Below are 25,903 nucleotides of genomic sequence, written 5' to 3' on the forward strand. Positions count from 1 at the left end.
CGATACGCGCCATAGGTGGGTCGGGCTGGCAAAAGCGGCGCTACCAGCCATCATGGATAAACGACCTGGAGGGCAGTGGCCATGGGACGTCTGAACCGCGTTCTTGTCGCCTTGACCCGCTGGGGCCTGGGTATCTGTGCACTGCTGGCCGTGTTGGTGGCGCTGTACGTGAGCCTCGGGCGCGAGCTGGTGCCACTGGTGGCCGAGTACCGCGCCGACCTTGAAAGCAAGGCCGAGCAGGCGTTGGGCCTGCCGGTGCATGTGGGTGCACTCGAAGGGCGCTGGAGTGGCCTGGCGCCGGTGCTGCGTGTGCGTGACCTGCAGTTGGGCGAGGGCGCCTCGGCGCTGCGCCTGGATGACGTAAAGCTGGTGCCCGACCTGTGGGCCAGCCTGACGTCTCGCGAAGTGCGCCTGGCGCATATCCAGTTGGCTGGCTTGCAACTGATCCTGCGCGAAGACGAGCAGGGCGGCTGGGCCCTCGAAGGGTTGCCGAAAAAGGACGACGCGCCACTGGACCCTGAAGCGGTGCTGCAGCAACTGCGCCAGTTGGGGCGCATTGACGTCTTCGACAGCCAGGTCACCCTGCAGCCCTGGCAGCGTGATCCGCTGACCCTGACCTATGTCAGCCTTGGCCTGCAGGCCGGTCCCTCGCGCCAGGCGCTGGACGTGCGCGCAACTTTGCCAGACGGCCAGCCATTGGCAATCAACCTGCGCAGCCGCGCCACCGCCAAGGCTTGGCGTGACGCCCAGGTCGAAGCGTACCTGAGCCTGCCGCAAAGCGATTGGGCACGCTGGCTGCCACCACGCGTGCTGGGCCAGTGGCAGGCGCAGGCGCTGCGTGCTGGTGGTGAGTTCTGGGTCGACTGGCGCAAAGGCCAACTTGAACAGGCGGTGGTCCGCCTCAATGCGCCTCAACTGCGGGGAGCGTATGCCGAGCGCAAGGCGGTCACCCTGGACAACCTGGCCGTGTCGGCATGGTTCCAGCGCCGTGAGCAAGGCTTCGATGTGGTCGTCGACTCGCTTGCCGCCAGCATCGGCAAAGACCGTTGGGAGTCGCACCTGCAGCTGCGTCAGCGCCCCGGCGAAGACCCCGCAGGCGAGACCTGGCAGGTGCAGGCGGACCGCCTCGACCTCACCCCGCTCACCCCGCTGATCAATGCCTTGGCGCCGTTGCCTGACAACCTCATGGCCGTAGTCGATGCCTTGAAGGTGACCGGTGCCGTGCGCAATGTGCGCCTGGATATCCGCCCCAAGGCTGAAGGCAACGAGCGGCTGCAGTTCGCCGCCAACCTGGAGAAGGTCGGCTTTGACGCCTATCACGGCGCCCCGGCGGCAGGCAATGTGAGCGGTAGCATCAGCGGCGACCTGGGGCATGGCGAGCTGCGCCTGGATACTGACGCATTCATGCTGCACCTGTACCCGATCTTCGCCAAGCCCTGGCATTACCAGAAAGCCAACGCACGCTTGACCTATGCCCTGGACAAAGACGGCTTCACCCTGGTCGCCCCTTACCTCAAGGTACTCGGCGAGGAGGGCAAGATCGCCGGCGATTTTCTGATCCGCCTGCTGTTCAAGGAGGGCAGCGAGAGCTACATGGACTTGCGCGTCGGCATGACCGAGGGGGATGGCCGCTACACCGCCAAATACCTGCCCGAGGTGCTCAGCCCGGCGCTCGACGAGTGGCTGCGCAGCGCCATCGTCAAAGGTAACGTTGATCAAGGCTACTTCCAGTACCAGGGCTCACTGAACCACGGTGCCAGCCCTGAAGCCCGCAGCATAAGCCTGTTCTTCAAGGTGCACGACGCCGCACTGGACTTCCAGCCTGGCTGGCCGCAGGTGCAGCATGTGGACGGTGATGTGCTGATCGAGGACAGCGGCGTGCGCATCACGGCCAGCAAAGGGCTGTTGCTGGATACCCAGGTCAGCGATGTAAGCGTGAATATCCCCCATGTCGACGGCGAGCAGCATAGCCACCTGTACCTCGATGGCAATTTCGACGGCAAGCTTGGCGATGGCCTGAAAATTCTCAAGGAAGCGCCGATCGGTACGGGTGAAATCTTTGCCGGCTGGGAGGGCGAGGGGCCGCTCAAGGGCAAGGTCAAACTCGATATCCCGCTGGCCCATGGTGAGAAGCCGAAGGTGCTGGTGGACTTCGCCACCGCCGATGCCCGGCTCAAGGTGGCACCGCCGAGCCTTGAACTGAACCGCCTGAAAGGCGACTTCAGTTTTGATATCGACAAGGGCTTGAGCGGCAAGAACATCGCCCTGCAGGCATTCGGCAAGCCTGTGACCGCGCAGATCAGCGCCGAAGGGCAGCCCGGCCAGATGCAGACGCGCATCAACGCCAGTGGCCAGGTGTCGCTACAGGCCCTTACCGACTGGTTGAAGTTCAAGCAGAACTTGCCAGCTTCCGGCGATATTCCGTACCAGTTGCAGGTCAACCTGGGCAGCCGCGACAACAGCCTCAGCGTCAACTCGTCGCTCAAGGGCCTGGCCATCGACCTGCCAGCACCGTTCGGCAAGGCAGCGGCCGATACCCGCGACAGCCGTTTCAGCATGAACCTGCAGGGCACGGAGCGGCGTTTCGATGCGGCGTATGCCAACCTTGCCCGCTTTGCCTATGCAGCACCGAGCGACAAGCTGGACCAGGGCCGTGGCGAGTTGCTGCTGGGCACCGGTGAAGCGCAGGTGCCAGCGGGCCAGGGCTTGCGCGTGCGCGGGCGCCTCGAAAGCCTGGACCTGGAACCGTGGCAGGCGCAGATGGCACGGTTTGCTGGTGACGACCCTGGCGGTAATGCCCGGCAGAATCTGCAGAGCGTCGACCTGAGCATCGGCCAACTGAAAGCCTTCGGCATGGACCTCAACCAGGCCGTGGTGCGCCTGGCCCGTGGTGGCCCCGCGTGGGATCTGCGCCTGGACAGCAAAGAAGTCATCGGTAACGCACGCCTGCCGGATGCCAAGGCCGCAGCGATGACCGTGCGCCTGCAAACCCTGCGCCTGCCGGCAGCCGACCCGGCAGAAGCACAGGCCGAAGAAGGCCCCGACCCGCTGGCCTCGTTCGACCCGCGCAAGGTGCCGGCGCTGGACCTGACCATCGACAAGCTGTACCGCGGTGACGACCTGTACGGCAACGTGGCGCTGAAGCTGCGCCCGACGGCTCGTGGTGTGGCGGCGCAGGACATCGACCTCGACTTCAAAGGCCTGCACATCGACGGCAGCGGCGGATGGGAAGGGCAAACGGGTGCCACCAGCAGTTGGTACAAGGGCCGCCTGGATGGCAAGAACCTGGCCGATGTACTCAAGGCTTGGGGCTTCGCGCCCACCGTGACCAGCCGTGACTTCCGCCTGGACGTGGATGGCCGTTGGCCGGGCTCGCCGGCCTGGGTTGGCCTCAAGCGCTTCTCGGGGAGCATGGATGCGGCCCTGCGCACTGGCCAGTTCGTTGAGGTGGAGGGCGGAGCCCAGGCCCTGCGCGTGTTCGGCCTGCTCAACTTCAACTCCATCGGCCGGCGCCTGCGGCTGGACTTTTCCGACCTGTTCGACAAGGGCCTGGCCTATGACCGGGTCAAGGGCCTGCTGGTGGCCAGTGACGGCGTCTATGTCACACGCGAACCGATCAGCGTGACCGGCCCTTCGAGCAACTTTGAGCTCGACGGCACCCTGGACATGGTTCGCGACCGGGTCAATGCCAACCTGCAGGTGTCCCTGCCAGTCACCAATAACCTGCCGCTCGCAGCCCTGATTGTGGGCGCGCCAGCGGTCGGTGGCGCGCTGTTCCTGGTTGATCGGCTGATCGGTGACCGCGTTTCGCGCTTCGCCAGCGTGCACTATCGCGTCGAGGGGCCGTGGAAAGAGCCTAGAATCACCTTTGTGAAACCCTTCAACAAGTAGTCAGGAGTGCCCATGAAGGTAGCGGTCATCCAGATGGTCAGCCAGGACGATGTGCTGGCCAACCTGCAGCGTGCGGGTGCCTTGCTCGAGCAGGCGGCACTCGGTGGAGCGCAGCTGGCGGTGCTGCCCGAGAACTTCGCGGCAATGGGCCGAAAGGACGCTGCCGCGATCGGCCGTGCCGAAGCACTGGGTGAAGGCCCGATCCTGCCATGGTTGAAACGCACGGCACGCGACCTCAGATTATGGATAGTGGCCGGCACTTTGCCGCTGCCGCCTGCCGACCAGCCCGAGGCCAAGGCGCATGCCTGCTCGCTGCTGATCGATGAGCACGGCGATGTGGTGGCGCGCTACGACAAGCTGCACCTGTTCGACGTGGATGTGGCTGATAACCGTGGCCGTTACCGCGAGTCCGACGACTACGCCCATGGCGCTCAGGTAGTGGTGGCCGATACCCCGGTCGGGCGTTTGGGTTTGACCGTATGCTATGACCTGCGCTTCCCCGAGTTGTACAGCGCCCTGCGCGCTGCCGGCGCGGAGCTGATCACGGCACCGGCCGCGTTCACTGCGGTCACAGGGGCTGCGCATTGGGAAGTGCTGATTCGCGCCCGGGCCATAGAGACCCAGTGCTATGTGTTGGCTGCAGCCCAGGGCGGCACCCATCCAGGCCCGCGGGACACCCACGGCCACGCGGCGATCATCGACCCCTGGGGGCGGATCGTCGCCGAACAGGCGCAAGGCGAAGCGGTATTGCTCGCCGAGCGCGACAGTAATGAACAAGCGTCCATTCGGGCGCGCATGCCGGTTGCCTCGCACCGGCGCTTTTTCTCGCAGGACGCCTTGCGGCCTGCGCACACCTCGGAGTGACTATGAGCCAGATGTTATCCACCGTCAGCGATCAGCTCCTGGCCCCAGGCGGACTGACCCTGGACAGCCTGCAGGCTGTGCTGGGCGAGCTGGCAGGCCCCGGCATCGACGCCGCCGACCTGTATTTCCAGGGCCAGATCTCGGAGACCTGGGCGCTGGAGGACGGCATCGTCAAAGAGGGCAGCTTCAACCTCGACCAGGGCGTCGGGGTGCGTGCCCAGTCGGGTGAAAAAACCGGTTTTGCCTACAGTAACGCGATCAACCTCGAGGCGCTGACCTCCGCTGCCCGTGCCGCCCGGTCGATTTCCCGCGCGGGCCAGAATGGCACCGTTCAGGCTTTCCGCAGCCAGGACGTCACGGCCCTGTATGCCCCTGATAACCCGCTGGACGTGCTTAGCCGCGCCGAAAAGGTCGAGCTGCTCAAGCGTGTGGATGCTGCTACGCGCGCGCTGGACCCGCGTATCCAGCAGGTCAGCGTGAGCATGGCCGGGGTCTGGGAGCGCATTCTGATTGCCGCCGCCGACGGTAGCCTGGCTGCCGATGTGCGGCCGCTGGTGCGCTTCAACGTCAGCGTCATCGTCGAACAGAACGGCCGCCGTGAGCGCGGCGGGCAGGGCGGTGGCGGGCGTACCGACTACCGCTTCTTCACCGAGGAGCGGGTCATGGGTTATGCCCGTGAGGCGCTTCGTCAGGCGCTGGTGAACCTTGAGGCGATCCCCGCGCCGGCCGGCACCTTGCCTGTGGTGCTAGGTTCGGGCTGGTCGGGCGTGCTGCTGCACGAAGCGGTCGGGCATGGCCTGGAAGGCGATTTCAACCGCAAAGGGAGTTCGGCGTTCAGTGGCCGGATTGGTGAGAAGGTCGCTTCGAGCCTGTGCACCATCGTCGACGATGGCACCCTCGAAGGCCGCCGTGGCTCGTTGAGTGTCGACGACGAAGGTACCCCGACCGAATGCACCACGCTGATCGAGAACGGTGTGCTCAAGGGCTACATGCAGGACAAGCTCAATGCACGGCTTATGGGCATGGCCGTGACCGGCAATGGCCGGCGCGAATCCTACGCCCACTTGCCGATGCCCCGCATGACCAACACTTACATGCGTGCCGGCGAAAGCGACCCGCAGGAAATCATCGCCTCGGTGAAAAAAGGCATCTACTGCGCCAACCTGGGCGGCGGGCAAGTGGATATCACCAGCGGCAAGTTCGTGTTCTCGACCAGCGAAGCCTACCTGATCGAAGACGGCAAGATCACTGCACCCGTGAAGGGCGCCACGCTGATCGGCAACGGGCCTGAGGCCATGAGCCGGGTATCGATGGTCGGTAACGACCTGGCGCTGGACAGTGGCGTGGGCACATGCGGGAAAGATGGGCAGTCGGTGCCGGTGGGCGTTGGCCAGCCGACGCTGAAGCTGGACGCGATCACTGTGGGCGGCACGGGGGCTTGATGGCGCTGGGGGGCTTTGTGGGAGCGGGCTTGCCCCGCGAAGAAGCTCACGCGGTAGTGGCTGGCACCGGCTTCGCCGGTGTTCGCGGGGCAAGCCCGCTCCCACAGGCCCCCACTTCCCAGGCGTCAGCGCAGGCCGCGCTGAAGCTCGTCGAGGTCGCGGATGTACTTGAAGACCTTACGCGCAGCGGCAGGCGGTTTGTTTCGCGCTTTTTCGTGCTGGGCGTGACGGATCAACGAGCGCAGCTGCTGACGGTCAGTGTCGGGGTACTCGTTGACGAAGCGCTCAAGGTCTTCGTCGTTACCGTCGATCAGGCGGTCGCGCCAGCGTTCCAGGCTGTGGAAGCGCTCGTTGTACTGGCGGCTGGAGCTGTCGATCTGGTCGAGCACCGCGTGGATGGCGTCCAGGTCCTGGTCGCGCATCAACTTGCCGACGAACGACATGTGCCGTTTGCGTGCGCCATGGGCGGTGTGCTTGCAGGCTTCGGCCAGGGCCTTGCGCAGCTCGTCGGTCAACGGCAGGCGTGCCAGGGTATCGGCCTTGACCGTGGTCAGGCGTTCGCCGAGTTCGACCAGCGCATGCAGCTCGCGCTTGATCTGGGTTTTGCTTTTTTCGCCGTCGAAGGCGTCGTCGTATGAATCAACCATGGTGGCAGTCCGCTTGGGTTGTATGAAAAGTCGCCGAGCGGCGTTCAGGCAAGGCGAAAACAGGCGAGGAACGGTCGGAGTCGCGCTCGACTTTACTGATTGTAAATGAGCATTCCGAGCCTGTTTTCAACGCAGCATGAGCGTCGCGCAGGCACTTTTCATACAAGGCATAGAAATTGCCGCCATCATAACCAGTCGGGGGCCGCTTGTCCGGCCCGGTCGTAGAATGACCCCCGCCGAACGCAGAATTTGAGTGGAGAAAACCATGAGTGCAGTCCAGAGCGTAGGCCCGAAAGACCTGCCAGCGTTGCAGGAGCAGGTCGAAGCGATCATCGCCGAGGCGCGCCGGCAGGGCGCCAGTGCCTGCGAAGTGGCGGTATCGCTGGAGCAAGGCCTGTCCACCACGGTGCGTCAACGCGAGGTCGAGACGGTCGAATTCAACCGCGATCAGGGCTTTGGCATCACCCTCTATGTTGGCCAGCGCAAAGGCTCGGCCAGCACCTCGGCCAGCGGCCCGGACGCCATTCGCGAAACCGTTGCCGCTGCCTTGGCCATTGCCAAGCACACCTCCGAAGACGAGTGCTCGGGCCTGGCTGATGCGGCGCTGATGGCCCGCGATATCCCCGACCTGGACCTCTACCATGACTGGGACATCGAGCCTGAGAAAGCCATCGAGATGGCGCTGGCCTGCGAGGCGGCAGCATTCGATGCCGACCCGCGCATCCTCAACGCCGATGGCACTACCCTCAATACGCACCAGGGGTGCCGCGTGTACGGCAACAGCCATGGTTTTATCGGTGGCTACGCATCGACCCGGCACAGCCTGAGCTGCGTGATGATCGCCGAAGGCGAGGGGCAGATGCAGCGTGATTACTGGTATGACGTGAACCGCCAGGGCAACTTGTTGGCCGACCCGCGCAGCATTGGCCAGCGCGCCGCAGAGCGCGCCGCCAGCCGCCTGGGTGCGCGCCCGGTGAAAACCTGTGAAGTACCTGTGCTGTTCTCTGCCGAGCTTGCCGGCGGCCTGTTCGGCAGCTTCCTGTCGGCTATTTCCGGCGGCAATCTGTACCGCAAATCGTCCTTCCTCGAGGGGGCCATGGGCCAGCGCCTGTTCCCTACCTGGCTGACCCTCGATGAGCGCCCACACATCCCGCGTGCCTTGGGCAGTGCCGCGTTCGACGGTGATGGCCTGGCGACTTATGCCAAACCGTTCGTCGACAAAGGCGAATTGGTCTCGTACCTGCTGGGCACTTACTCCGGTCGCAAGCTGGGGCTGCCGAGCACGGCCAACTCGGGTGGGGTGCACAACCTGTACGTCACCCACGGCGTTGAGGACCAGGCAGCACTGATTCGGCGCATGGGTCGCGGCTTGTTGGTCACCGAGCTGATGGGCCACGGCCTGAACATGGTCACTGGCGATTATTCCCGCGGTGCTGCGGGCTTCTGGGTCGAGAATGGCGAGATCCAGCACGCGGTGCAGGAAGTCACCATCGCCGGCAACATGAAGGACATGTTCCAGCAAATTGTCGCAATTGGCAGCGATCTTGAAACTCGTAGCAACATTCATACGGGCTCGGTGCTGATCGAGCGGATGACCGTTGCAGGTAGCTGAACACTCGGCGTTGCGAGCATGCTCCAGAAACCCGGCCACCGCGCCGGGTTTTTTCTTTCATCAATCCACACTTGAAGTGATTCTGTTTATCACTTAATAATGAATATCATTATCCAGTAACTCCGGCGATGATGTTCATGAAAACCGTCCTCCACGAACTGCCCTACCTGGAAAACTGGCGCTGGCTCAGCCGGCGCATCCGTTGCGCGCTCGAACCTGACGAGCCGCGTCTGATCGAGCACTACCTGGCCGAAGGCCGCTACCTGGTGTGCTGTACCGAAACCTCGCCATGGACGGTGGCGCTGACCTCTTTCCGCCTGCTGCTGGATACCGCGTGCGACCGCATGCTGCCGTGGCATTGGCGCTGCCTGTGCCTGGACCAGGCCTGGCGCCCGTTGCTCGACCTGCGCAACCTCGACCGCCGCGAACACAACCTGCGTTGGCAGACCTACGCCCTGCAACTGGCCAACTGCCGGTTGCTGCCATCGATTTCTCCCGATGAACTGATGCAAGGATTTGATGATGAGTGATACCCGTATCGAGCGTGACAGCATGGGTGAGCTGCAGGTGCCGGCCCAGGCCCTGTACGGCGCCCAGACCCAGCGCGCGGTCGACAACTTCCCGATCAGCGGCCAGCGCATGCCGGCCCAGTTCATCCGTGCCCTGCTGCTGGCCAAGGCCGCAGCGGCCAAGGCCAACATCGAACTGGAGCAGATCAGCGCAGGGCAGGGCCAGGCCATCGTCAAGGCGGTCGAGCAACTGCTGGCTGGCGATTTCATCCAGCACTTCCCGGTCGACGTGTACCAGACCGGCTCCGGCACCAGCTCGAACATGAATGCGAACGAGGTGATCGCGACGCTTGCCAGCCGCCTGCACAGTGAGCCGGTCAATGCCAACGACCACGTCAACTGTGGCCAGAGCAGCAATGACATCATCCCGACCACCATTCACGTCAGTGCCGCGCTGGCACTGCATGAGCAGCTGCTGCCGGCACTGGGTCACCTGGTGCAGGTAATCGAGGCCAAGTCGGTGCAGGTGCATCAGTACGTTAAGACCGGCCGTACCCACCTGATGGACGCCATGCCGGTGCGCATGAGCCAGGTGCTCGACGGTTGGGCTGCGCAGGTCAACGCTGCCAAGGCACATATCGAAGCGACCTTGCCGAGCCTGCAGGCCCTGGCCCAGGGCGGTACCGCCGTAGGTACCGGGATAAACGCCCACCCGGAGTTCGCCGCCGGTTTCGCCCGTCAGCTGAGCGCCTTGACCCGGGTCGAATTCACGCCGGGGCAAAACCTGTTCGCCCTGATCGGCTCGCAGGACACCGCTGTTGCGCTGTCTGGCCAGCTAAAGACCACTGCCGTGGCGTTGATGAAGATTGCCAACGACCTGCGCTGGATGAACTCCGGCCCGCTCGCAGGTCTGGGTGAAATCGAACTGCAAGGCCTGCAGCCGGGCTCATCGATCATGCCAGGCAAGGTCAACCCGGTAATCCCGGAAGCCACTGCCATGGTCGCTGCCCAAGTGATCGGTAACGACGCGACCATCGCTGTAGCAGGCCAGTCGGGCAATTTCGAGCTCAATGTGATGCTGCCGGTCATCGCCCGCAACCTGCTTGAGAGCATCGAGCTGATGGCCAACGCCGGCCGCCTGCTGGCCGACAAGGCCATCGCCACCTTCAAGGTCAACGAAGGCAAGCTCAAGGAAGCACTGGCCCGCAACCCGATCCTGGTCACCGCGCTGAACCCGATCATCGGCTACCTCAAGGCCGCCGAAATCGCCAAGACCGCCTACAAGCAGGGCCGGCCGATCATCGACGTGGCGCTGGAGCACACCGACCTGTCGCGCGATCAGCTCGAGGCGCTGCTGGACCCGGAAAAACTCACTGCTGGCGGCATCTGATCCGCGCCAGCGCGCAGGAGGCAAGTCATGCAGCACTGGAAACGCACCACGGAAATCGCCAACCGCTTGTTTGAACAAGGCGAGCTGGTCGATGCGAGGGAGTACTACCTGCAAGCCCTGGCCCTGGCCCAGGTGCTGTTCGAGCGCTGGCATGACATCGACGAAGCGGTGGCGGCGTTCGTCATCGCCCACCACAACCTGGCCGATCTGCACCTGCGGCTGAACCAGCCGCAGGAAAGCGCCGATTACCTGTGCGCCGCTCATCAGCGCCTGCTTCAGGCCAGCCAGGAGGCACGCTTGCCCCAGGCGCTGCGGGATGCCGCGCTGCGCCACAGCGGGCGCACCTATACCGAGTTGCTGAGTTTCATCGCCGACTACGGCCAGTATCCACGCACTGAGCGCCTGCTCAATCGCCAGGCGCCCGCAGCCAGCGAACTGGCTGCGCAGACGGACCTGTTGTCCAGTACCCCAACTTACGGAATCCATTGATATGCCCCATACCTTGCCTGCGTTGCCCTATGCCTACGATGCGCTCGAGCCGCACATCGATACCCAGACCATGGAAATCCACCACACCAAGCACCACCAGACCTACGTCAACGGCCTGAATGCGGCTGTCGAAGGTACCGAGTGGGCCGAATGGCCGGTTGAAAAGCTGGTCGGCGCGGTCAAGCAGTTGCCGGAAAACCTCCGTGGCGCGGTGACCAACCATGGTGGTGGTCATGCCAACCATTCGCTGTTCTGGAAAGTCATGTCGCCACAGGGCGGCGGCCAGCCACAGGGCCAAGTGGCCAAGGCCATCGAGGCCGAGCTCGGCGGTTTCGAGGCGTTCAAGGAAGCTTTCACCAAAGCGGCGCTGACCCGCTTCGGTAGCGGCTGGGCGTGGCTCAGCGTCACCCCGGAGAAAAAACTGTTGGTGGAAAGCAGCGGTAATCAGGACAGCCCGCTGATGCACGGCAATACGCCGATTCTCGGCCTAGACGTCTGGGAACATGCCTACTACCTGAAGTACCAGAACCGTCGCCCGGAATACATCGGTGCGTTCTATAACGTCATCGATTGGGCGCAAGTGGAACGCCGTTATCTCGAAGCCAGCAAGTGAGTCGACCCGGTATGCGTTCTGAGGTGATGTCTGTCAGCAGTGTGCGCCTGTTTCGGCTGGCGGTAGGCACTTTGCTGCTTTTGGTCGGTACGGCCCTGCTGGTGGCCCGGGGCATCGCCTGGCTGGACCTGGAACCGCGCATGTTGCGCGCCCTTGAGGGGGGCGCATTGTGCGCGCTGGGTACGGCGCTGGGCGCAGTACCGGTGCTGGTGATCCGTAACATGCCAGTCGCCCTGGCCGACACCCTCCTGGGTTTCGGTGCCGGGGTGATGCTGGCGGCGACGGCGTTCTCGCTGATCATACCGGGGCTGAATGCCGCTCAGTCCCTGGGCTTCAGCCCATGGGGGGCGGGCGGCCTGATCAGTTTTGGCCTGCTGTTCGGCGCGCTGTGCCTGTTCGCCGTCGATCTGAAAGTATCGGGCGCTTCGCCGGAGGGGTTGGCAGGCAGCGAACATCAGCCGGTGATTGCTGCGCGGATCTGGTTATTCGTGATCGCCATCATCGCCCACAACATTCCCGAAGGCATGGCCATCGGCGTGTCGGCCGGTGGCGGCATGGCCGATGCCGACAGCCTGGCGATGGGCATAGCCTTGCAGGATGTGCCCGAGGGCCTGGTCATTGCGCTGGTACTGGCAGGGGCGGGCATGCCGCGGTTCAAGGCGTTTCTGATTGGGGCGGCATCGGGGCTGGTGGAGCCGCTGGCAGCGGTTATCTGCGCATGGTTGGTGAACGTCGCTGAGTTGCTGCTACCACTGGGCCTGGCCTGTGCGGCGGGGGCGATGTTGCTGGTCGTGACACAGGAAATCATCCCTGAGTCACGCAGCAACGGGCATCACCGGCTCGCCAGCCTGGGGTTGTGCGTCGGTTTCTGTCTTATGATGGTGATGGATACGGCGATGTCTTGAAGTGCTTAGGTGGCAGGAGCCGCTTTGCTATTATGGCCTTGCTCAAGCGAAGATGACTTCCACTCGTCCTTCTCGGCGGGAGCGAGGTGCAGCTTTGACCACGATCTGAACGTCGCGGCCAAGACGAGCAAGGCAATCGATCATCTTGGTTTCACTGATGCCGCGGAACTTGCCTCGCATCATATCGGACACTTTGGGTTGGGGGAGGCCAAGTACTGCCGCAGCCTGCATCTGGGTCAGGTGGCGCGCCTTGAGAATGCTGCAGATCTTGCTGGCCAAGTGCGCTTTCACCAGCATTTCACCTGCATCTGCAGTGTTCAGGTCGGCGTATACGTTGCCGCTACCTTCTTCAATCTCAAACATCTTTTTCACCTCTTGAATGCGCCTGAGCCAGCTTGAGCCGCGACTTGATCATGTCCATGTCGTAGCTCGAGGTCTTGATTCCAGTGGTAGACTTTTTCTGGAAGCAATGCAGAACATAGACCGCGCTGCCAAAGCTGACGGTGTAAACCGCGCGATAGGTACTGCGGTTGAAGTCTTCCACCACTTCCAGTACACCCGCACCGGTGAATCCCTTGAGACTCTTTGCTTGCTGATGCCTGCCACCTTCCTGCGCCTGATGCAGTGCAAAGCCGAAAATGTCCTGAACGTCATCAGGGAGTGCCTGAAGATCTTTTTTGCTGCTCCCTACCCAGTACAGCGCTTTGATTCGTCTTGGAGCATCCATGACATCGCCTCAATTTATACCTATCTAGGTATAAAGACAATCACCCCGGATTGCATCCTGACAATTGGCAGGGGATGTTACTTGAGGGCTTACTCGCCTTCGTCGAAGTAGTTGTTGATCAGCGTCACCAGCGCCTCCAGCGCATCATTGTCCTGCTCACCCTCGGTATGCAGGTGCACCTGAGTACCTTTGCCCGCCGCCAGCATCATCACCGCCATGATGCTCTTGCCGTCTACCAGCTTGTCGGGCGCGCGGCCGACCCGTACCTGGCAGGCGAAGCGCCCGGCGACGCCGACGAACTTGGCTGCCGCCCGGGCATGCAGGCCCAACTTATTGATGATGGTAATTTCGCGGGCGGGCATCGTGGGGCGGATCCTGTGGGCTAGAGGTCGCGGTGGCGGACCTGGACGTTTTTCAGAGACTTTTGCAGCAACTGGCCGAGGCGTTCGGTGATGTACACCGACCGGTGGTGGCCACCCGTGCAGCCAATGGCGATGGTGACGTAGGCGCGATTGCTGGCGGCGAAGCGGGGCAGCCACTTCAGCAGGTAGGTGGAAATGTCCGTGAACATTTCCTCGACATCCGCCTGTGCGGCCAGGTAGTCGATGACCGGCTGCTCCAGCCCGGAATGCTCGCGCAACTCGGGCTTCCAATACGGGTTGGGCAGGCAGCGTACATCGAACACCAGGTCGGCATCGACCGGCATGCCACGCTTGAAGCCGAACGACTCGACCAGAAATGCGGTGCCGGGCTCGGGTTGGTTGAGCAGGCGCAGCTTGATCGAGTCGCGCAGTTGATAGAGGTTCAGGCTTGTAGTGTCGATCTTCAGGTCAGCAAGATCGGAGATCGGCCCCAGTAGTTCGCTTTCAACGCGTATCGCTTCAGCAAGCGAGCGGTCGGCGTTGGTCAACGGGTGGCGGCGACGGGTTTCGGAGAAACGCTTGAGCAGCGTGTCTTCGTCGGCATCCAGGAATAGCACATCGCATTGGATATGGCGGCCACGGGCTTCCGCGAGCAGTTCGGGGAAGCGCGACAAGTGGCTCGGCAGGTTGCGCGCGTCGATCGACACCGCCACTTTCGGCTGCAGCAGCTCGGTATTGATCAGTGCGTTTTCCGCCAACTGCGGCAGCAAGCCGGCGGGCAGGTTATCGATGCAATAAAAGCCGTTGTCTTCCAGTACATCGAGGGCGGTGCTCTTGCCGGAGCCGGACCGGCCGCTGACGATGATCAGGCGCATGTTCAGTGCTCGTTCTGTACGTCCAGGACAACCTGGTACAGGGCCTCGCTGCTGGCGGCGCCACGCAGGCGATCGCGAACCTCCTTGCGATCCAACATGCTGGCAATCTGGCGCAGCAATTCGAGATGGGCGTCAGTGGCCGCCTCTGGCACCAGCAGGACGAACAGCAGGTCGACCGGAGCACCATCGATGGCGTCGTAGTCGATCGGGGCGTCCAGGTGCAACAGGGCGCTGACAGGGGCAGTGCATCCCTGGATGCGGCAATGGGGAATGGCGATGCCATTGCCGAAACCGGTGGAGCCGAGCTTTTCACGAGCGATAAGCTTGTCGAAGACGTCTTGCATCGCCAGCTCGGGTACTTGCTTGGCAATCAGGGTGGCGACCATTTCAAGGGCGCGCTTCTTGCTGCCGCCCGGCACGTTCACGAGGGAACGGCCGGGGGTCAGGATGGTTTCAAGTCGGATCATGGATGAGGGGGATCAGCGGGCAGCTGCACCTTGCAGCAGGCTTTGCTGTTTTTCCTTGTGTTTTTTCAGTTGGCGGTCGAGCTTGTCGGCCAAGGCGTCGATTGCTGCATACATGTCTTGGTCTTCGGCGTTGGCAACCACTTCACCGCCAGGAATCTGCAAGGTCGCTTCGACCTTCTGCTGCAGCTTCTCGACCTTCATGATGACCTGCACGTTGGTGATCTTGTCGAAGTGACTCTCCACCCGGGCGAGCTTTTCAAGCACGTAATCGCGCAGCGGCTGGGTGACTTCTACATGCTGTCCACTGATATTGACTTGCATACAGCTTCTCCTTTGTTGCCCGTGCATAAAGAGGCAGGTCTTGCACCTGCCCCACAAACGCTGTGGCACATCTCAGGCGCTACATCAATCGCTTGCGCTCGCTCGACGGTGCGATGCCGAGGGACTCGCGGTACTTGGCGACGGTGCGACGGGCTACCTGGATGCCTTGTGCCTCCAGTAAACCAGCGATCTTGCTGTCACTCAATGGCTTTTTCTGATTTTCCGCCGCAACCAGTTTCTTGATGATCGCGCGGATAGCCGTAGACGAGCATTCTCCGCCTTCGGAGGTGCTGACGTGGCTCGAGAAAAAGTATTTCAGTTCGTAGATCCCGCGGGGCGTGTGCATGAACTTCTGCGTGGTCACCCGCGAAATGGTCGACTCGTGCATACCCACCGCCTCGGCGATGTCGTGCAGCACCAGGGGCTTCATTGCCTCATCACCGTGGTCGAGGAAGCCGCGTTGATGCTCGACGATCTGCGTGGCCACCTTCATCAGCGTCTCGTTGCGGCTCTGCAGGCTCTTGATGAACCAGCGCGCCTCCTGCAACTGGTTGCGCATGAAAGTGTTGTCGGCGCTGGTGTCGGCGCGGCGCACGAAGCCTGCATACTGCGGGTTGACGCGCAGGCGCGGGATCGCCTCCTGGTTCAGTTCGACCAGCCAGCGGTCGCTGTCCTTGCGCACGATCACATCGGGCACCACGTATTCCGGTTCGCTGGACTCGATCTGCGAGCCGGGCCGCGGGTTCAGGCTCTGCACCAGCTCGATAACCTGGCGCAGTTCATCTTCCTTGAGCTTCATGCGCCGCATCAGCTGGCTGTAGTCGCGGCCCCCCAGCAAGTCGATGAAGTCGGTGACCAGGTGTTTGGCCTCGGCCATCCAGGGTGTGCTGGCCGGCAGCTGGCGCAGTTGCAGCAGCAGGCATTCGCCGAGGTTGCGCGCCGCGATGCCGGCAGGTTCGAACTGCTGGATGCGATGCAGCACCGCTTCGACTTCGTCGAGCTCGATATCCAGCTCTGGATCGAAGCCGGCGCAGATTTCCTCGAGGGTGTCTTCCAGGTAGCCTTGGCCGTTGATGCTGTCGATCAGGGTAACCGCGATCAGGCGGTCGGTATCGGACATCGGTGCCAGGTTCAGCTGCCATAGCAGGTGGCTTTGCAGGCTCTCGCCGGCCGACGTGCGGGTGGTGAAGTCCCATTCGTCGTCATCGTTGCTGGGCAGGCTGCTGGCGCTGGTCTGGTAGATGTCTTCCCAGGCCGTGTCGACCGGAAGCTCATTGGGGATTCGCTCGTTCCACTCACCGTCTTCCAGGTTTTCGGCACTGGCGGTGCTTTCCTGGAAGCTGTTGTCCTGAACTTCGGCGGCCGGTTTGTTCTCGGCGTTGTCCGCCATCGGGTCGCTGTTGTCGAAGTCGTCGCCGTCTTCCTGACGTTCGAGCATCGGATTGGACTCCAGCGCTTCCTGGATTTCCTGCTGAAGGTCCAGGGTGGAGAGCTGAAGTAGGCGGATGGCCTGTTGCAACTGCGGTGTCATCGTCAGTTGCTGGCCCATTTTTAGGACGAGCGATGGTTTCATGGCAGGGGCTTAATACCTTGTTCGCCGGCGCGCATGCGCCATCCACTACACGAGGGCGCCGAAGCGCCAAATTCAAGCAAGTTTTATGCCTTAAATTGTAGCGTTTGCCTAGAGCACTCTAACAACTTAAACCCTGTCAAGCCGCAAAGCAGTGCTCCGGGCACGGCCTGGAGATCAGAGTCGGAACTCGTGCCCCAGGTAAACCTCCTTGACCAGCTCGTTGGCCAGGATGGTCTCTGCGTCGCCTTCTGCGATCAGTTGGCCATCGTTGACGATGTAGGCGGTTTCGCAGATATCCAGGGTTTCACGGACGTTGTGGTCGGTGATCAGTACCCCGATACCTTTGGCCTTGAGGTGGTGGATGATCTGCTTGATGTCGCCTACCGAAATCGGGTCGACACCGGCGAAAGGTTCGTCCAGCAGGATGAACTTCGGTGCGGTCGCCAGGGCGCGGGCAATCTCGACACGGCGGCGTTCGCCACCGGACAGGCTCATCCCGAGGTTGTCGCGGATGTGGCTGATGTGGAATTCCTGCAGCAGGCTTTCCAGCTCTTTGCGGCGGCCGTCACGGTCGAGCTCCTTGCGGGTCTCGAGGATGGCCATGATGTTGTCGGCCACCGACAGCTTGCGGAAGATCGAGGCTTCCTGCGGCAGATAGCCGATGCCGGCGCGTGCGCGACCGTGCATGGGCTGGTGGCTGACATCCAGGTTGTCGATGAGAACGCGGCCCTGGTCGGCCTGGACCAGGCCGACGATCATGTAGAAGCAGGTGGTCTTGCCGGCGCCGTTGGGGCCGAGCAGGCCGACGATCTGGCCGCTGTCGATCGAAAGGCTGACGTCGCGCACGACCTGCCGCCCTTTGTAGCTCTTGGCCAGGTGCTGGGCTTTGAGGGTTGCCATTTACTCGGCCTTCTTCTTCGGCTGGATCACCATGTCGATGCGCTGACGCGGTGCAGTGACATTGCCGCCACGACCGGCGGTCGCCACCTGGGACTTGGTGTTGTAGACGATCTTCTCGCCTTCGGTGGTGTTGCCTTCGTTCTCGACCTTGGCACGGTCGGTAAGGATCACCGTGTCTTTCTGTGCCTGGTACTGGATGGTCACGGCCCAGCCTTTCATCTTGTCGGGCTTGGCGGCGCTCTGCTGTTGCTCGAAGTAGGCCAGGTTGCCCACCGAGGTCACCACGTCGATGTCGCCGTTGGCGGCGCGGGTCATGGTCACGGTGTTGCCTTTGATCATCATCGAACCTTGGGTGATGATCACGTCACCGGTATAGGTGGCCACGCCTTGCTTGTCGTCCAGGTGCGCGTTGTCGGCCTGGATGCGGATAGGCTGGTCACGGTCGGTCGGCAGGGCGAAGGCGCTCGCGCTTCCCAGTGCTGCGCTCAGGCTGAGCAAAAGGGGGAGGGTTTTAACGAGCCTCATACTGTCCTCTTACGTTAGAGAGCAGGTCCATCCTGCCTTCTTTCAAATACGCTTTCATTCCCTTGCCCGTGGTTGTACCACCGGCGCCGTCGATTCTAACGGCTTGCTCGGTCTGCGCATATTGCTTCTGTGGGAATACGGTCATGCGCGAGCTGGTAATGATGGTTTCACGCTGTTTTTCGTCGGTGCGCGCCACGCGAACGTTGTCGATCAGTTCGACCTCGCTGCCATCCGGGTTGACCTCGGCGCGCACGCTCTGCACGTGCCAGGGGTATTCGGTGCCGCGGTACATGTGCAGGTCGGGGGTGGTCACCAGTGTGACCTCGGTGGCCTTGAGGTGTTCGACCTTGTCGGCAGTCATTTCGTATTGCAGCTTGCCATCGGGCAGGAACTGCACACTGTGGGCGTTGATCGCGTAATAGTCGATGGCGCTTTCGTCGACCTGGGCCACGGGCTGGTCGAGGAAGCTTTCGGGGCTGACATTCCAGTAGCCGACCGCCACCAGCAGGGCGGCGATGGCCCCGAGCAGCACGATATTGCGGACTTTCTTGCTGAGCATGGGCAGCCTTACAGGTAGTTGGCGTTGGCAGCGTCCAGGGTGCCCTGGGCCTGCATGATCAGTTCACAGAATTCACGCGCGGCACCTTCACCGCCGCGCGCCTGGGTCACGCCATGGGCGTGCTGGCGGACGAAAGGCGCGGCGCTGGCCACCGCCATGCCCAGGCCCACCCGGCGAATCACCGGCAGGTCGGGCAAGTCGTCACCGAGATAAGCGACCTGCTCATAGCTTAGGCCCAGTTCGGCCAGCAGGCCGTCGAGCACCACCAATTTGTCCTCGCGGCCCTGAAACAGGTGCGGGATACCAAGGTTTCTGGCACGGCGCTCAACGACGGGTGTCTTGCGCCCGCTGATGATTGCGGTGGTCACGCCCGAGGCCATGAGCATCTTGATGCCTTGGCCGTCGAGTGTATTGAAGGTCTTGAACTCGCTGCCGTCCTCAAGGAAGTACAGGCGACCGTCGGTCAGTACGCCGTCCACATCGAATACGGCGAGCTTGATCGCTTTGCCGCGTTGCATCAATTCCTGGCTCATTTGCGTCGTCCTCATTTACATCACCCCGGCGCGCAGCAGGTCGTGCATGTTCAGCGCCCCGGTGGGGCGATCGTCGTGGTCCACGACCACCAGTGCATTGATCTTGTGGTCTTCCATGATTTTCAGCGCCTCGGCGGCGAGCATCTCGGCGCGGGCTGTCTTGCCGTGCACGGTCATCACCTGGTCGATGAGGGTGGTGTGCATGTCGATGTTGCGATCCAGGCTGCGGCGCAGGTCGCCGTCAGTGAAAATACCGGCCAGCTTGCCGTCTGCTTCAAGGACCACGGTCATGCCCAAGCCTTTGCGGGACATTTCCAGCAGCGCGTCCTTGAGCAGTGTTCCGCGCACTACCTGCGGCAGTTCGTCGCCGGCGTGCATGACGTTCTCCACCTTCAGCAGCAGGCGACGGCCGAGGGCGCCGCCAGGGTGCGAGAAAGCGAAGTCTTCGGCAGTGAAGCCGCGGGCCTCGAGCAGCGCAATGGCCAGGGCGTCGCCCAGCACCAGGGCCGCGGTGGTCGATGAGGTGGGTGCCAGGTTCAGCGGGCAGGCTTCATGGGCGACGCGGGCGTCAAGATTGACTTCGGCAGCCTGGGCCAGCGGCGAATCCGGGTTGCCGGTCAGGCTGATCAACTGAATGCCGAGGCGTTTGATCAGCGGCAGCAAGGTGATGATCTCGGCCGTGCTGCCGGAGTTGGACAGGGCAAGAATCACGTCGTCACGGGTGATCATGCCCATGTCGCCGTGGCTGGCCTCGGCCGGGTGCACGAAAAACGCAGGCGTGCCGGTGCTGGCCAGCGTGGCGGCAATCTTGTTGCCGATGTGGCCCGACTTGCCCATGCCGACCACCACGACCCGGCCTTTGCTTGCCAGAATCAGCTCGCAGGCCTTGACGAAGTTGGCGTCGATACTGGCCGTCAAGCCTTGAACGGCCTCGATCTCCAGGCGCAGGGTGCGCTGGGCGGACTGGATCAGCTCACTCGATTGGCTCATGTCGAATAACGATGCCTGATGAAAAGGCGGCGATTATAGCCGCAATGGAAGAAAGGCTCATCTTTTCGATTGCCCTGGGAAATGTCATCAAAGCCTGTCGTTGGCCTGAACGACTGCTGCCATGCCCTTGGGGCGGCACTGCCAGCGGTGCTATAGTTCGCCGCTATTCGGCCCGCCAGGGGCGTGTGTGCCTTCAAGATGAGGGCCGGCGTCAACTAGGACGAGGCTGCACTAGCAAGGAGTCTAGATGAGTGTGGATAGCGCCTACGCGGTCGAGTTGAAGGGCGTCACCTTCAAGCGCGGTTCGCGCAGCATTTTCAGCAACGTCGACATACGTATCCCGCGAGGCAAGGTCACTGGCATCATGGGGCCGTCGGGTTGCGGCAAGACCACGCTGTTGCGCCTGATGGGCGCGCAGCTGCGTCCGTCGAGCGGCGAGGTGTGGGTGGCCGGGCAGAACCTGCCGAGCCTGTCGCGCAGCGACTTGTTCGACGCGCGCAAGCAGATGGGCGTGCTGTTCCAGAGCGGCGCACTGTTCACCGACCTCGATGTGTTCGAGAACGTGGCGTTCCCGCTGCGCGTGCACACCCAGCTGTCGGATGAAATGATCCGCGACATCGTGCTGATGAAGCTACAGGCCGTGGGCCTGCGTGGTGCCATCGACCTGATGCCCGACGAGCTGTCCGGCGGCATGAAGCGCCGCGTGGCGCTGGCCCGGGCGATTGCGCTGGACCCGCAGATCCTCATGTACGACGAGCCGTTCGTCGGCCAGGACCCGATCGCCATGGGTGTTCTGGTGCGCTTGATCCGCCTGCTCAACGATGCATTGGGCATCACCAGTATCGTCGTCTCCCACGACCTGGCCGAAACCGCCAGCATCGCCGACTACATTTACGTGGTGGGTGACGGGCAGGTGCTGGGCCAGGGCACGCCTGACGAACTGATGGGCTCGGACAATCCGCGCATTCGCCAGTTCATGAAGGGCGACCCGGACGGCCCGGTGCCATTCCACTTTCCTGCGCCAGACTACCGCGCCGATCTGCTGGGGGCGCGTTGATGCGCAGAAAATCCTTACTCGAACGTGTCCGGCTGTTCGGTCGCTCGGCGATCGATGTGCTGGCGGTGCTCGGGCGCTCGTGCCTGTTCCTGTTCCATGCGCTGGTCGGTCGCGGCGGTATTGGCGGTGGCTTCCAGCTGCTGACCAAGCAGCTGTATTCGGTGGGTGTGCTGTCGCTGGCGATCGTCACCGTATCCGGTGTGTTCATCGGCATGGTGCTGGCGCTGCAGGGCTACAGCATCCTGGCCAAGTACGGCTCCGAACAGGCGGTCGGGCAGATGGTTGCCCTTACCCTGCTGCGCGAGCTCGGCCCGGTGGTCACCGCGCTGCTGTTCGCCGGCCGCGCAGGTTCGGCCCTGACTGCCGAAATCGGCAACATGAAGTCCACAGAGCAGCTGTCGAGCCTCGAGATGATCGGGGTCGACCCGCTCAAGTACATCGTCGCGCCGCGCCTGTGGGCCGGTTTCATTTCGTTGCCGCTGCTGGCACTGATCTTCAGCGTGGTCGGCATCTGGGGTGGCTCGTGGGTCGCGGTGGACTGGCTGGGCGTTTACGAAGGCTCGTTCTGGGCCAACATGCAGAACAGCGTTTCCTTTACCGACGACGTGCTCAACGGGCTGGTCAAGAGCCTGGTGTTCGCCTTCGTCACCACCTGGATCGCCGTATTCCAGGGGTATGACTGCGAGCCCACCTCAGAGGGGATCAGCCGTGCCACCACCAAGACCGTGGTCTATGCCTCGTTGGCAGTTCTAGGTCTGGACTTTATTCTGACCGCCTTGATGTTTGGAGATTTCTGATGCAAAACCGCACCCTGGAAATCGGTGTCGGCCTGTTCCTCCTGGCCGGGATCCTGGCGTTGCTGCTGCTGGCCCTGCGTGTCAGCGGGCTGTCTGCCAGCCCGAGCAGCGATACCTATAAAGTTTATGCGTACTTCGACAATATCGCCGGTTTGACGGTCAGAGCTAAAGTGACCATGGCCGGTGTGACCATCGGCAAGGTCACCGCCATCGATCTGGACCGTGATTCCTACACCGGTCGGGTGACGCTGCAGCTGGACAGCAAGGTCGACAACCTGCCGACCGATTCCACTGCCTCGATCCTGACCGCCGGCTTGCTTGGCGAGAAGTACATTGGCATCAGCGTGGGCGGTGAAGACCAGGTGCTCAAGGATGGCGCGACCATCCATGACACCCAGTCGGCGCTGGTGCTGGAAGATCTGATTGGCAAGTTCCTGCTCAACACCGTTGGCAAGGAACCGAAAGAAGCGCAACCGGCTAATTAAGGAGTTTCCATGATTTCGATCCTGCGACGTGGCTTGCTGGTACTGCTGGCGGCCTTTCCCCTGTTGACCATGGCTGCGCAGTCGCCCCATGACGTGGTACAGAGCACGACCAACGAACTGCTGGGTGATCTGAAGGCCAACAAGGAACAGTACAAGTCCAACCCACAGGCTTTCTACGATGCCCTCAACCGCATCCTTGGGCCGGTGGTGGACGCCGACGGCATCTCCAAGAGCATCATGACCGTCAAGTACTCGCGCAAGGCCACGCCTGAGCAGATGCAGCGCTTCCAGGAAAACTTCAAGCGCAGCCTGATGCAGTTCTATGGCAACGCCCTGCTCGAGTACAACAACCAGGGCATCGTGGTCGACCCGGCCAAGGCCGATGACGGCAAGCGCGCCAGCGTCGGCATGAAGGTGACCGGCAACAACGGCGCCGTGTACCCGGTGCAGTACACCCTGGAAAACCTCGGCGGCGAGTGGAAGGTGCGTAACGTCATCGTCAATGGCATCAACATCGGCAAGCTGTTCCGTGACCAGTTCGCCGATGCCATGCAGCGTAACGGCAACAACCTGGACAAGACCATCGACGGTTGGGCGGGTGAGGTGGCCAAGGCCAAGCAGACCGCCGACAGCTCGCCGGACAAGGAAGTGAAATGAGTGAGGCTGGCGTAAGCATGGCCGAGCCGGGCGTGATGCGCCTGGCCGGCGTGCTGGACTACCGCAGTGGCCCGGCCTTGCGCAAGCAGGGCAAGGCGCTGATCGGCGCTTCTGGCGAGCCTCGCCTGGTGCTCGATTGCTCGGCTGTCGAAAAGTCGTCGAGTGTCGGCCTGTCGCTGTTGCTGGCGTTCATTCGTGATGGCCAGGCCGCCGGCAAGGCTTGCGAAGTCCGCGACATGCCCGAGGACATGCGGGAAATCGCCGGGGTCTATGACCTGGATGAAGTGCTGGCGAGCTGATGGCTCGCCATTGATGGAGGCCCCTCGGTCAGCGTACGCCCTCGTTGGGCTTCGCAGGCGAGGGGCTTTTTTGTATGATGGCCGACCCGTGCGCATCGGGCGCCGATTGAGGTTGAGCATGCAGGCCCTAGAAGTTAAGAGCTTCCTTGAAGAAAAATTGCCGGGATCCCGGGTAGAAGTTGAAGGCGAAGGCTGCAACTTCCAGTTGAACGTGATCAGCGACGAGTTGGCTGGCCTGAGCCCGGTCAAACGTCAGCAGGCGATCTATGCTCACCTTAATCCCTGGATCGCCAATGGCAGCATCCATGCGGTAACCATGAAATTTTTCAGCAGCGCAGCCTGGGCTGAGCGCACCTGAGCCAACTTGGCGGCGAGACTCCAATGGACAAACTGATTATTACTGGCGGCGCTCGCCTTGACGGCGAGATCCGCATTTCGGGTGCTAAAAACGCAGCCCTGCCGATTCTGGCAGCGACCCTGCTGGCTGACGGCCCGGTTACCGTAGGCAACCTGCCGCACCTGCACGACATCACCACCATGATCGAGCTGTTCGGTCGTATGGGCATCGAGCCTGTGATCGACGAAAAGCTCGCGGTGGAAATCGACCCACGCACCATCAAGACCCTGGTAGCGCCGTACGAGCTGGTCAAGACCATGCGCGCCTCGATCCTGGTGCTTGGCCCGATGGTCGCCCGTTTCGGTGAGGCCGAAGTGGCCCTGCCGGGCGGTTGCGCCATCGGTTCGCGCCCGGTCGACCTGCACATCCGCGGCCTGGAAGCCATGGGCGCGAAGATCGAAGTCGAAGGCGGCTACATCAAGGCCAAGGCCCCAGAAGGTGGCCTGCGTGGCGCACACTTCTTCTTCGACACCGTCAGCGTGACCGGTACCGAGAACATCATGATGGCCGCTGCCCTGGCCAAAGGCCGCAGCGTGCTGCAAAACGCCGCGCGTGAGCCGGAAGTGGTCGACCTGGCCAACTTCATCAATGCCATGGGCGGCAAGGTTCAGGGCGCCGGTACCGACACCATCACCATTGATGGCGTCGAGCGTCTGCACTCGGCCAGCTACCGCGTCATGCCCGACCGTATCGAGACCGGTACCTACCTGGTCGCCGCTGCCGTGACCGGCGGCCGTGTCAAGGTCAAGGACACCGACCCGACCATCCTTGAGGCTGTGCTGGAGAAACTCAAGGAAGCCGGTGCCGACCTGACCACCGGTGAAGACTGGATCGAGCTGGATATGCATGGCAAGCGGCCGAAAGCCGTCAACCTGCGTACCGCCCCGTACCCGGCGTTCCCGACCGACATGCAGGCGCAGTTCATCTCGCTCAACGCCATTGCCGAAGGCACCGGCGCCGTGATCGAGACGATCTTCGAAAACCGCTTCATGCACGTGTACGAAATGCACCGCATGGGCGCGCAGATCCAGGTCGAGGGCAACACCGCCATCGTCACTGGCGTGCCAGCGCTCAAGGGTGCCCCGGTCATGGCCACCGACCTGCGTGCATCCGCCAGCCTGGTGCTGTCGGCGCTGGTCGCCGAAGGCGATACCCTGATCGACCGCATCTACCACATCGACCGTGGTTACGAGTGCATCGAAGAGAAACTGCAGATGCTGGGCGCGAAAATCCGTCGCGTACCGGGCTAGTCGCGCCGCAGGCGCAAGTGTGGGGGCGAGCTTCGACAAGCCTGCTCCCGCACACGAATTGAATGCGGTCGGGCCAACGCCCGGCCGGCAGTAGCTGCTTAAGGACCGACGTTTCCAATGTTGACCATCGCGCTTTCCAAAGGCCGCATCCTCGACGATACCCTGCCATTGCTGGCCGAGGCCGGTATCGTGCCGACCGAGAACCCGGACAAGAGCCGCAAGTTGATCATCCCGACCACCCAGGAAGACGTGCGCCTGCTGATCGTGCGCGCCACTGACGTGCCGACCTATGTCGAGCATGGTGCCGCCGACCTCGGTGTGGCTGGCAAGGACGTGTTGATGGAGTACGGCGGCCAGGGCCTGTATGAGCCTCTGGACCTGCAGATCGCTCAATGCAAGCTGATGACTGCAGGTGTCACCGGCGCCCCCGAACCCAAGGGCCGTCTGCGCGTCGCCACCAAGTTCGTCAACGTAGCCAAACGTTACTATGCCGAACAGGGCCGTCAGGTCGACATCATCAAGCTGTACGGCTCGATGGAGCTGGCGCCGCTGATCAACCTCGCCGACAAGATCATCGACGTGGTCGACACCGGCAACACCCTGCGCGCCAACGGCCTGGAGCCTCAGGACCTGATCGCCACGATCAGCTCGCGCCTGGTGGTCAACAAGGCGTCCATGAAGATGCAGCACGCCCGCATCCAGAGCCTGATCGACACCCTGCGTCAGGCTGTTGAATCGCGACACCGCGGCTAAGACTCTCACTGCGC

Annotated in this window: 30 protein-coding genes; 17 read left to right on the forward strand and 13 right to left on the reverse strand. The window is 62.5% G+C overall.

Going from position 1 to position 25,903, the window contains the following annotated elements; translation table 11 throughout:
- Nucleotides 1–81 precede the first annotated feature (81 nt).
- The 3 genes from ACFY68_RS06915 to tldD are packed head-to-tail and all read left to right on the forward strand — an operon-like array spanning nucleotide 82 to nucleotide 6,197.
- Nucleotides 82–3,891, forward strand: a complete 3,810-nt coding sequence (locus tag ACFY68_RS06915; protein ID WP_387524884.1) for a YhdP family protein — start codon at nucleotides 82–84, stop codon at nucleotides 3,889–3,891.
- Nucleotides 3,892–3,903: 12 nt separating this feature from the next.
- Nucleotides 3,904–4,755, forward strand: coding sequence for a carbon-nitrogen hydrolase family protein (locus ACFY68_RS06920; RefSeq protein ID WP_387524887.1), 852 nt, complete (start codon nucleotides 3,904–3,906; stop codon nucleotides 4,753–4,755).
- A 2-nt stretch (nucleotides 4,756–4,757) separates the two neighbouring features.
- Nucleotides 4,758–6,197 carry a metalloprotease TldD gene (tldD, locus tag ACFY68_RS06925; protein WP_346611971.1) on the forward strand — a complete coding sequence of 480 codons (1,440 nt, stop codon included), beginning with the start codon at nucleotides 4,758–4,760 and terminating at the stop codon, nucleotides 6,195–6,197.
- A gap of 125 nt (nucleotides 6,198–6,322) precedes the next feature.
- Here the strand turns inward: tldD and yjgA are convergent, their stop codons facing one another.
- Nucleotides 6,323–6,844: a ribosome biogenesis factor YjgA gene (gene yjgA / locus ACFY68_RS06930; protein ID WP_346611970.1), complete on the reverse strand. Its 522-nt coding sequence runs from the start codon at nucleotides 6,842–6,844 to the stop codon at nucleotides 6,323–6,325.
- A 265-nt stretch (nucleotides 6,845–7,109) separates the two neighbouring features.
- Here yjgA and pmbA point away from each other — a divergent pair, with 265 nt between their 5' ends.
- The 6 genes from pmbA to ACFY68_RS06960 all read left to right on the forward strand — a co-directional run bounded on the left by pmbA (nucleotide 7,110) and on the right by ACFY68_RS06960 (nucleotide 12,362).
- Entirely contained in the window at nucleotides 7,110–8,456 is a 1,347-nt protein-coding gene (pmbA, locus tag ACFY68_RS06935) for a metalloprotease PmbA (RefSeq protein ID WP_387524892.1), read from the forward strand.
- Nucleotides 8,457–8,584: 128 nt separating this feature from the next.
- Nucleotides 8,585–8,986, forward strand: coding sequence for a FagA protein (locus tag ACFY68_RS06940; protein ID WP_387524895.1), 402 nt, complete (start codon nucleotides 8,585–8,587; stop codon nucleotides 8,984–8,986).
- Nucleotides 8,979–10,355 (forward strand): class II fumarate hydratase, encoded by a 1,377-nt coding sequence (locus ACFY68_RS06945; protein WP_387524898.1) that lies wholly within the window; start codon nucleotides 8,979–8,981, stop codon nucleotides 10,353–10,355. Before ACFY68_RS06940 ends, ACFY68_RS06945 begins: the two co-directional genes overlap by 8 nt.
- 27 nt (nucleotides 10,356–10,382) lie before the next feature.
- Nucleotides 10,383–10,844 (forward strand): hypothetical protein, encoded by a 462-nt coding sequence (locus ACFY68_RS06950; RefSeq protein ID WP_387524901.1) that lies wholly within the window; start codon nucleotides 10,383–10,385, stop codon nucleotides 10,842–10,844.
- Between the two features lies 1 nt (nucleotide 10,845).
- A complete protein-coding gene (locus tag ACFY68_RS06955; RefSeq protein ID WP_346611965.1) occupies nucleotides 10,846–11,457 on the forward strand; it encodes a superoxide dismutase in 612 nt (203 codons plus the stop codon).
- Nucleotides 11,458–11,468: 11 nt separating this feature from the next.
- Entirely contained in the window at nucleotides 11,469–12,362 is an 894-nt protein-coding gene (locus tag ACFY68_RS06960) for a ZIP family metal transporter (protein WP_387524904.1), read from the forward strand.
- A 42-nt stretch (nucleotides 12,363–12,404) separates the two neighbouring features.
- Here the strand turns inward: ACFY68_RS06960 and ACFY68_RS06965 are convergent, their stop codons facing one another.
- The 12 genes from ACFY68_RS06965 to ACFY68_RS07020 form a co-directional block, all read right to left on the reverse strand.
- Nucleotides 12,405–12,725, reverse strand: a complete 321-nt coding sequence (locus tag ACFY68_RS06965) for a helix-turn-helix domain-containing protein (RefSeq protein ID WP_387524907.1) — start codon at nucleotides 12,723–12,725, stop codon at nucleotides 12,405–12,407.
- Complete coding sequence (locus ACFY68_RS06970; RefSeq protein ID WP_387524910.1) at nucleotides 12,718–13,089, reverse strand: type II toxin-antitoxin system RelE/ParE family toxin; 372 nt, start codon at nucleotides 13,087–13,089, stop codon at nucleotides 12,718–12,720. Before ACFY68_RS06970 ends, ACFY68_RS06965 begins: the two co-directional genes overlap by 8 nt.
- An 89-nt stretch (nucleotides 13,090–13,178) precedes the next feature.
- Nucleotides 13,179–13,451, reverse strand: coding sequence for an HPr family phosphocarrier protein (locus ACFY68_RS06975; RefSeq protein WP_387524913.1), 273 nt, complete (start codon nucleotides 13,449–13,451; stop codon nucleotides 13,179–13,181).
- A 20-nt stretch (nucleotides 13,452–13,471) separates the two neighbouring features.
- Nucleotides 13,472–14,326 carry an RNase adapter RapZ gene (gene rapZ, locus ACFY68_RS06980; protein ID WP_387524916.1) on the reverse strand — a complete coding sequence of 285 codons (855 nt, stop codon included), beginning with the start codon at nucleotides 14,324–14,326 and terminating at the stop codon, nucleotides 13,472–13,474.
- 2 nt (nucleotides 14,327–14,328) lie between these two features.
- On the reverse strand, nucleotides 14,329–14,793 hold the full coding sequence (gene ptsN, locus ACFY68_RS06985) for a PTS IIA-like nitrogen regulatory protein PtsN (RefSeq protein WP_346611960.1): 465 nt from the start codon (nucleotides 14,791–14,793) through the stop codon (nucleotides 14,329–14,331).
- Nucleotides 14,794–14,805: 12 nt separating this feature from the next.
- The gene (gene hpf, locus ACFY68_RS06990; RefSeq protein ID WP_016485037.1) at nucleotides 14,806–15,114 is read right to left on the reverse strand and encodes a ribosome hibernation-promoting factor, HPF/YfiA family; all 309 of its coding nucleotides are present in this window, start codon (nucleotides 15,112–15,114) and stop codon (nucleotides 14,806–14,808) included.
- Between the two features lie 79 nt (nucleotides 15,115–15,193).
- A complete protein-coding gene (locus ACFY68_RS06995; RefSeq protein WP_387524920.1) occupies nucleotides 15,194–16,687 on the reverse strand; it encodes an RNA polymerase factor sigma-54 in 1,494 nt (497 codons plus the stop codon).
- 174 nt (nucleotides 16,688–16,861) lie between these two features.
- On the reverse strand, nucleotides 16,862–17,587 hold the full coding sequence (gene lptB / locus ACFY68_RS07000; RefSeq protein WP_346611958.1) for an LPS export ABC transporter ATP-binding protein: 726 nt from the start codon (nucleotides 17,585–17,587) through the stop codon (nucleotides 16,862–16,864).
- Complete coding sequence (gene lptA / locus ACFY68_RS07005; RefSeq protein WP_346611957.1) at nucleotides 17,588–18,112, reverse strand: lipopolysaccharide transport periplasmic protein LptA; 525 nt, start codon at nucleotides 18,110–18,112, stop codon at nucleotides 17,588–17,590.
- Complete coding sequence (gene lptC / locus ACFY68_RS07010; RefSeq protein ID WP_387524924.1) at nucleotides 18,099–18,671, reverse strand: LPS export ABC transporter periplasmic protein LptC; 573 nt, start codon at nucleotides 18,669–18,671, stop codon at nucleotides 18,099–18,101. The genes lptA and lptC overlap by 14 nt, the downstream gene beginning before the upstream one ends.
- 8 nt (nucleotides 18,672–18,679) lie before the next feature.
- Entirely contained in the window at nucleotides 18,680–19,204 is a 525-nt protein-coding gene (locus tag ACFY68_RS07015) for a KdsC family phosphatase (protein ID WP_387524926.1), read from the reverse strand.
- 15 nt (nucleotides 19,205–19,219) lie between these two features.
- A complete protein-coding gene (locus tag ACFY68_RS07020; protein WP_387524929.1) occupies nucleotides 19,220–20,194 on the reverse strand; it encodes an SIS domain-containing protein in 975 nt (324 codons plus the stop codon).
- A gap of 247 nt (nucleotides 20,195–20,441) precedes the next feature.
- Between ACFY68_RS07020 and ACFY68_RS07025 the strand changes: the two genes are divergently transcribed.
- From ACFY68_RS07025 to hisG, 8 genes are all read left to right on the forward strand, one after another.
- The gene (locus tag ACFY68_RS07025) at nucleotides 20,442–21,251 is read left to right on the forward strand and encodes an ATP-binding cassette domain-containing protein (protein WP_043213285.1); all 810 of its coding nucleotides are present in this window, start codon (nucleotides 20,442–20,444) and stop codon (nucleotides 21,249–21,251) included.
- Nucleotides 21,251–22,048 carry a lipid asymmetry maintenance ABC transporter permease subunit MlaE gene (gene mlaE, locus ACFY68_RS07030; RefSeq protein ID WP_346611953.1) on the forward strand — a complete coding sequence of 266 codons (798 nt, stop codon included), beginning with the start codon at nucleotides 21,251–21,253 and terminating at the stop codon, nucleotides 22,046–22,048. The genes ACFY68_RS07025 and mlaE overlap by 1 nt, the downstream gene beginning before the upstream one ends.
- Nucleotides 22,048–22,533 carry an outer membrane lipid asymmetry maintenance protein MlaD gene (gene mlaD, locus ACFY68_RS07035; protein WP_346611952.1) on the forward strand — a complete coding sequence of 162 codons (486 nt, stop codon included), beginning with the start codon at nucleotides 22,048–22,050 and terminating at the stop codon, nucleotides 22,531–22,533. Before mlaE ends, mlaD begins: the two co-directional genes overlap by 1 nt.
- A 9-nt stretch (nucleotides 22,534–22,542) precedes the next feature.
- On the forward strand, nucleotides 22,543–23,190 hold the full coding sequence (locus ACFY68_RS07040; RefSeq protein ID WP_346611951.1) for an ABC transporter substrate-binding protein: 648 nt from the start codon (nucleotides 22,543–22,545) through the stop codon (nucleotides 23,188–23,190).
- Entirely contained in the window at nucleotides 23,187–23,489 is a 303-nt protein-coding gene (locus ACFY68_RS07045) for a lipid asymmetry maintenance protein MlaB (RefSeq protein ID WP_387524934.1), read from the forward strand. The genes ACFY68_RS07040 and ACFY68_RS07045 overlap by 4 nt, the downstream gene beginning before the upstream one ends.
- A gap of 118 nt (nucleotides 23,490–23,607) precedes the next feature.
- Entirely contained in the window at nucleotides 23,608–23,847 is a 240-nt protein-coding gene (locus ACFY68_RS07050) for a BolA family protein (protein WP_019471361.1), read from the forward strand.
- Between the two features lie 23 nt (nucleotides 23,848–23,870).
- A complete protein-coding gene (gene murA / locus ACFY68_RS07055; RefSeq protein ID WP_346611949.1) occupies nucleotides 23,871–25,136 on the forward strand; it encodes a UDP-N-acetylglucosamine 1-carboxyvinyltransferase in 1,266 nt (421 codons plus the stop codon).
- A 117-nt stretch (nucleotides 25,137–25,253) separates the two neighbouring features.
- Nucleotides 25,254–25,889 (forward strand): ATP phosphoribosyltransferase, encoded by a 636-nt coding sequence (gene hisG, locus ACFY68_RS07060; RefSeq protein ID WP_387524939.1) that lies wholly within the window; start codon nucleotides 25,254–25,256, stop codon nucleotides 25,887–25,889.
- Nucleotides 25,890–25,903: the final 14 nt, after the last annotated feature.

The organism is Pseudomonas sp. NPDC012596 (assembly GCF_042902325.1).
Classification (GTDB): Bacteria; Pseudomonadota; Gammaproteobacteria; order Pseudomonadales; family Pseudomonadaceae; genus Aquipseudomonas.